At 46.0% G+C, this 5890-nt stretch carries 5 protein-coding genes; 1 reads left to right on the forward strand and 4 read right to left on the reverse strand.

From position 1 onward, the window contains the following. Positions 1-1914: metallophosphoesterase (locus ACEW8S_RS05195; protein ID WP_373517120.1), on the forward strand; the 1914-nt coding region annotated here is incomplete at its 5' end. A gap of 71 nt (positions 1915-1985) precedes the next feature. Here ACEW8S_RS05195 and ACEW8S_RS05200 read toward each other — a convergent pair. The 4 genes from ACEW8S_RS05200 to uxaC form a co-directional block, all read right to left on the reverse strand. Continuing rightward, positions 1986-3281 carry a TRAP transporter large permease gene (locus ACEW8S_RS05200; protein WP_373517121.1) on the reverse strand — a complete coding sequence of 432 codons (1296 nt, stop codon included), beginning with the start codon at positions 3279-3281 and terminating at the stop codon, positions 1986-1988. 5 nt (positions 3282-3286) lie between these two features. Next, entirely contained in the window at positions 3287-3745 is a 459-nt protein-coding gene (locus tag ACEW8S_RS05205) for a TRAP transporter small permease (protein WP_373517122.1), read from the reverse strand. 16 nt (positions 3746-3761) lie between these two features. Continuing rightward, positions 3762-4742 (reverse strand): TRAP transporter substrate-binding protein, encoded by a 981-nt coding sequence (locus tag ACEW8S_RS05210; protein ID WP_373517123.1) that lies wholly within the window; start codon positions 4740-4742, stop codon positions 3762-3764. Next, positions 4742-5890: glucuronate isomerase (gene uxaC / locus ACEW8S_RS05215; RefSeq protein WP_373517124.1), on the reverse strand; the 1149-nt coding region annotated here is incomplete at its 5' end. The genes ACEW8S_RS05210 and uxaC, both read right to left, overlap by 1 nt.

The following is a 5890-nucleotide window of genomic DNA, read 5'->3' on the forward strand; positions in this document are numbered from 1 at the left end:
AGTATGCAGTGTACGTCAAAAGTAATTTTATACTTTGTTTTTCTGTTCGCTTCCTGTTCTGAAAAGAACGTCACCGAAAAACATGCTAATACCGAATCAGGTACGCGTATCGCCTTTATGTCCGACGTGCATCTGCTCGATATTCATGGCACTTTAAAGGATATCGGCTATGGAGGCATAAGAAATCCGAAGACCGATGAATATGCCTTGATTCGCACCATGGATGCGCAACTGCATTCGACCCGGCTCTTCAACGAAAACTATTTCGCTTTTCGGGCCGCTTTGGACGATGCCGTGAAAAGGGGAATCAAACTGATCGCCCTCCCCGGAGATTTTAGCGACGACGGGCAGCCCCTAAACGTTCGCGGTCTGAACCGAATACTTGAGGAATATTCGGAAAATCACGATATGGCGTTTTTCTTGACCACGGGCAACCATGACCCAAACCGTCCTTTTGATATCCCGGCGGGTAAATCCGACTTTTTGGGAAAAGGAGGCAAAGCCCAGCCTATAATGAGCAAAGATGGGATGTACGTTTCCAACCCCGAAAGGGAGCATCCAATACTTATTAGTGAAGATATCAAGGCGCTCGGTTACGCTGGGGTAGTAAATGGACTCCAAGATCATGGCTTTTTCCCAAAAAAGACATATAGGTATTGGGAAACCCCTTTTTCGGAATACAACTACGAAAATTATTCCCTCGAAAAAGCTAAAGAAGCTTCCCATCTTAAAAATCGAAACTATACTATTGCGGGCAGCCAGATGACCGTACCCGATGTCAGTTATCTGGTAGAGCCGGTCGACGGACTATGGCTATTGGCCCTGGATGGCAATGTATATCTTTCCGCAGACGAACCGAACCAGTTTCAGGGTGCCGGGATAGGATATAATGAAGTTTTGGAGCATAAAAAACATTTGGTGGTATGGGCGGAGAAAGTCGCAAAAAAAGCCAAGAAATTGGGTAAGAGCTTGATTGCGTTCAGTCATTACCCCATGGTCGATTTTAATGATGGGGCATCACAGAAGATTGCCGAACTGCTTGGAGAAAACGCCCTACAGGCGCACCGTATTCCTGATGAAAAAGTAGCTGAGGTCTTTGCAGACGCTGGAGTACAAGTGCACATCGGTGGCCACATGCATTTGAACGATACTGGAATCTACGAATCGGCGTCAGGCAATACGCTGGTCAATATCCAAGTACCTTCCTTAGCCGCCTATAAACCGGCCTATAAGATTGCAACGATTACTACCGACGACACTATTGAAATAGAGACCGTGGTTTTAGATTCGGTACCCAGCTTTAGCGAATTCTTTGAATTATATGGGCAGGAACATCGTTTTTTGGAAAGTTTAACATCCGAAACGATATGGGACAAGAATGTGTTGAAATCAAAAAATTATCATGAATATACCAATTGGCACTTAAAGGAACTGGTTCGATTACGATTTTTGCCAGAAGATTGGCCACCCTCCGTACAGGATTTTTTCCTAGAGATGAACGGTGAACAGCTCTTAATACTTTCACGTACCGGCGAGACCTTTTCAAGGCATGGATTAAGGCAGTTTTTGAAATTCGGTACCGATTCACCCCTTTGGAACGAGGCACGCGAAAGTGTGCAAAAAAAACTAAGCATAGAAGGATTGCAAGCAAAAGAGTTCAAAGATTGGACAGGGTTTGATCTTATCTACGATTTCTACCGATTGCGCAATGCCGATAAACTGGCGGTACGAGATATTGGGAAAGACAGGTTAAAGCAGTACCAATTGCTGTTGAAATCACTAGAAAATAATCCGGAAAACCCGAATTTTCATGAATTATGGATCTTTGGAAGTATTTTTCAAAAGCAATTGCATGGCGAGCCGGCCATGAATTTTATAATTGACCTGAAAGATGGTGGTGTTTCCCCGGACTAAAACTTTCTTAGACTTGCCCTATGATGCTGCTTTGTCAAAGCGCCTTTTTTAGAATATTGTTAAGGGCTCCTCTACAGATCAAACAGACTCGGCAGCCATAAACTCAAGGCTGGAATATAAGTGACCAGCATCAACGCTATGATCATTGCCACAAAAAGTGGAAGCAGGGGTCTCACGACCTTTTCGATTGTAGTTTTGGCTATACCGACACCTACGAACAGCACAGATCCGACGGGCGGCGTACAGAGTCCGATACAAAGGTTAAGCACCATAATGATTCCAAAATGAACGGGGTCTAAGCCCAATTTTGTTACTACGGGTAGAAAAATTGGGGTAAAGATGAGTACGGCGGGGGTCATGTCCATAAAAATGCCCACAAACAACAACAATAAGTTGATAATCAGTAGAATAATAATTTTATTATCGCTGATATTCAGTAGACCGGAACTGATATCCTGTGGTATGTTCTCATAAGAAAGTGCCCACGACATGCTTATCGACGTGCCGATAAGAAGCATTACGATGGCGGTTGTGGCCGATGAATCCAATAGAATTTTTGGCAGTTTCGGGAATGTAATTTCCTTATAAATAAATCCGAGTATCAGGCTGTAGAGTACGGCGATCGCCGAAGCTTCAGTGGCCGTAAAGATACCGGCTACGATACCGCCGATGACAACGACCAACATGAGCAGACTGGGCATTGCATCAATAAAGGTCCTGAAAATCTCCCTTAACGAACTTCGCTTTCCCAGTTTAAATCCTTTTTTTCTGGCCCATAAAGAGGCCACGATCATTAGGAAAAGTCCGGTAAGTATTCCAGGAATATATCCGGCCAGGAACAGCGCAGCTATCGACGCACCGCCACTGGCCAGCGAATAGACGATCAATACGTTACTTGGGGGGATTACTAGTCCGGTTGTGGCCGCTGTAATATTTACTGCCGCACCGAATTCCCGGGAATAGCCTTCCTTTTCCATTTCCGGGCCTATGATACTTCCCATGGCGGATGCCGCGGCCATGGCCGAGCCTGCAATGGCGCCCATTAACATAGCGGATATAATATTGATCAATGCCAATCCACCGGGCAGTGCGCCTACCAAGGTCTTGGCAAAGGCTATCAGGCGATGGGCGATGCCCCCCTTGTTCATAAGTTCGCCTGAAAGTATAAAGAGGGGTATGGCCAACAGGGCGAAACTATCCAGCCCGGTTCCTATACGTTGCGATACCGTAGTGAAGGCAGGTAAAAAAGGAATACTTACCAGCATGGTCAATACCGACGATATAGCAATACTCCATGCTACAGGTGTTCCGATGGCCAAAAAGATGACAAAACTAATGACCAAGACCAATACGGGCGCATATTCCATGGGACTTACTTTTTTAGGAGATCGGAAAGTTTATAATAGATGATCAAAACACCGCTGATTGGAATGACCAGATATACCAGGGCCAAGGGAACTTGCAGTGCGGGGGAATGTTGGTCGAGCACATACACGATATAGACGAGCCTAGCTCCGCCAATGACAAAGGCGCAAAGGCTGAATAGGATTATAGACCATGTAACAACAAGCCGTAACCTTTTCTGCGTCTTCTCACTGAGACGCTTCGGCAACACATCGATGGCCACATGCAAGTTTTGGCCTGAAACATAGGCAGCGCCCAAGATGCCGATCCAGATCAAAAGGTATCGGGCCAACTCGTCGGTAAAGGAACTGGGGGCGCCCAAAAGAAACCGGCTGGCTACTTGCCACAACACGTTCACCACCATTACAGCCATGATTATGACCAAGGCGTTCGCCAGTACTTTATCGATTGTTTTTCGTAGTTGCATTTGTTGGATGGGTTGGTTACTTCGTTGCCCGTATATCCTGTATCATTTGATACATTTCGGTATCGTTTTTATACTTGTCGTAAATTTCCTTTACTCCTTCGGAAAACAATTCTTTATCGGGTCTAATTATCTCCACGCCGGCTTTCTGTACTTCCGCAAGGGCCTCTTCTTCAGATTCCAACCATAATTTCCTTTGGTATCCGATGGAATTGTCAACGGCTTGCTTCAACCAGCCCCGTTCTTCCTCGGAAAGCTTTTCCCACAGGTAGGTGCCAGCCAGCAATACGTCGGGCAGTACGGTATGCTCGTCCAACGTGTAAAACTTACATACTTCATAATGTCTTGAGAGGTAAAAACTGGGCGGGTTGTTTTCTGCACCGTCTACCACGCCCTGTTGTAAGGCGGTATAAAGTTCGCCCCAAGATATAGGGGTCGGCGAACCGCCAAGTTCTTTTACCATATTTACGGCGGTAATACTTTCCATCACCCTTATTTTCAATCCTTCGAGGTCTTTAGGGTTATATATGGGCCGGTCTTTTGTGTAGAAGCTTCGGCTACCGGCATCGTAATACCCTAGACCTTTGAGCCAATATTGCTGCCCTTCGTTCAGCAAACTTTGCCCGATGGGGCCATCAAGTACGTCGAAGGAGTGCTGCCTGTCACGGAATAAAAAGGGGAGGCCCAAGACCTTCATTTTTGGCGCAAAGTTCTCTAGCGTACCTACGGAAACCTTGGTCATATCGAGACTGCCGATCTGCAACAGTTCAAGGCATTGCCGTTCGGTGCCCAATTGTTGGCTGGGATAAATTTTCAGGACCATTTTTCCTCCGGAGAGCTCTTGAAGGTTCTCGCCCATTTTGACCATCGCCTTATGTACCGAGTGGCCGGTATCCAGACCATGGCCCAAACGGATGGTTCGCGTTCCAGCTAATTCATCACAGGAGTACGACCCCAATACGAGCAGAAGACAAACGACATGTTTTAGATACGGTTTCATCAAAAATCAAAGTATTCCTTAGCGTTAGTATAACTGATATCCTGCACTAATTTGCCGATCCAGTCCATGTCGTTGGGCAATTCCCCATTTTTGATATCCTCTCCAAAAAGGTTACACAAAATACGGCGAAAATATTCATGCCTGGGAAAGGATAAGAAACTTCTCGAATCGGTAAGCATTCCGATGAAGCAACTTATAAGTCCCATATTCGAAAGCGTGTTCATCTGCCCGGTCATTCCATCCTTTTGATCCAAGAACCACCAACCCGAGCCCCACTGTACTTTGCCTTTTACGCTACCGTCGTTGAAATTACCGATCATAGTGGCCATGACCGCATTAAATGTGGGGTTGACGTTATAGAGGATGGTCTTGGCCAGTTTGTCCTTACCGTCCAAAGTGTCCAAAAACTTCGATAGGCTTTCTGCCTGCTGGTAGTCGCCGATGGAATCCCATCCCGTATCGGGCCCCAATTTTTCTAGCATACGGCCATTATTGTTACGTAAAGCGCCCAGATGAAATTGCTGTACCCAACCGAAACCGTGATAGGTTTCCGAAAGAAACAGAAGCAGGGCACTTTGAAACTTGCTTGCCTCTTCTTCCGATAGATTATGGCCTTCCCTGCGTTTTTTAAAGATGGATTTGACCTCTGCCTCGGTAAAATCATCGGCGGAAAGATGGTTCAGACCATGATCGCAGAGCCGGCAACCGTTGTCGTGAAAGAAGGAAATACGCTTTTTCAGGGCATCGCACAGCGCGTCATAGGTGTCGATGGAAACGCCTGAAACATCCCCAAGGGTATCTATATATGAATTGTAGCTATCGCTGTTGATAAAAATGGCCTTGTCTGGCCGAAAAGCTGTGCTGACCTTGGTGCCAAAATCGCTTTCGGCCAGCTTTTGATGATGCTCTAATGTATCCGTCGGATCTTCCGTCGTACATAGCACTTCTACGTTCATTTTTGACATCAGGTTACGGCAACTGAACTCGGGAGTATTGAGCGTATCCGAAACCGATATGTATATGGATGATGCATTTTTCTCCGAGAGTAGGTCGGCACAGTCAAAGTACCGCGAAAGTTCCATGTGCGTCCAATGATACAAAGGGTTACGCATGGTGTAGGGTACAGTATAGGCCCATTTTTCGAATTT

This window comes from Pricia sp., from assembly GCF_041745955.1.
Taxonomy (GTDB): domain Bacteria; phylum Bacteroidota; class Bacteroidia; order Flavobacteriales; family Flavobacteriaceae; genus Pricia.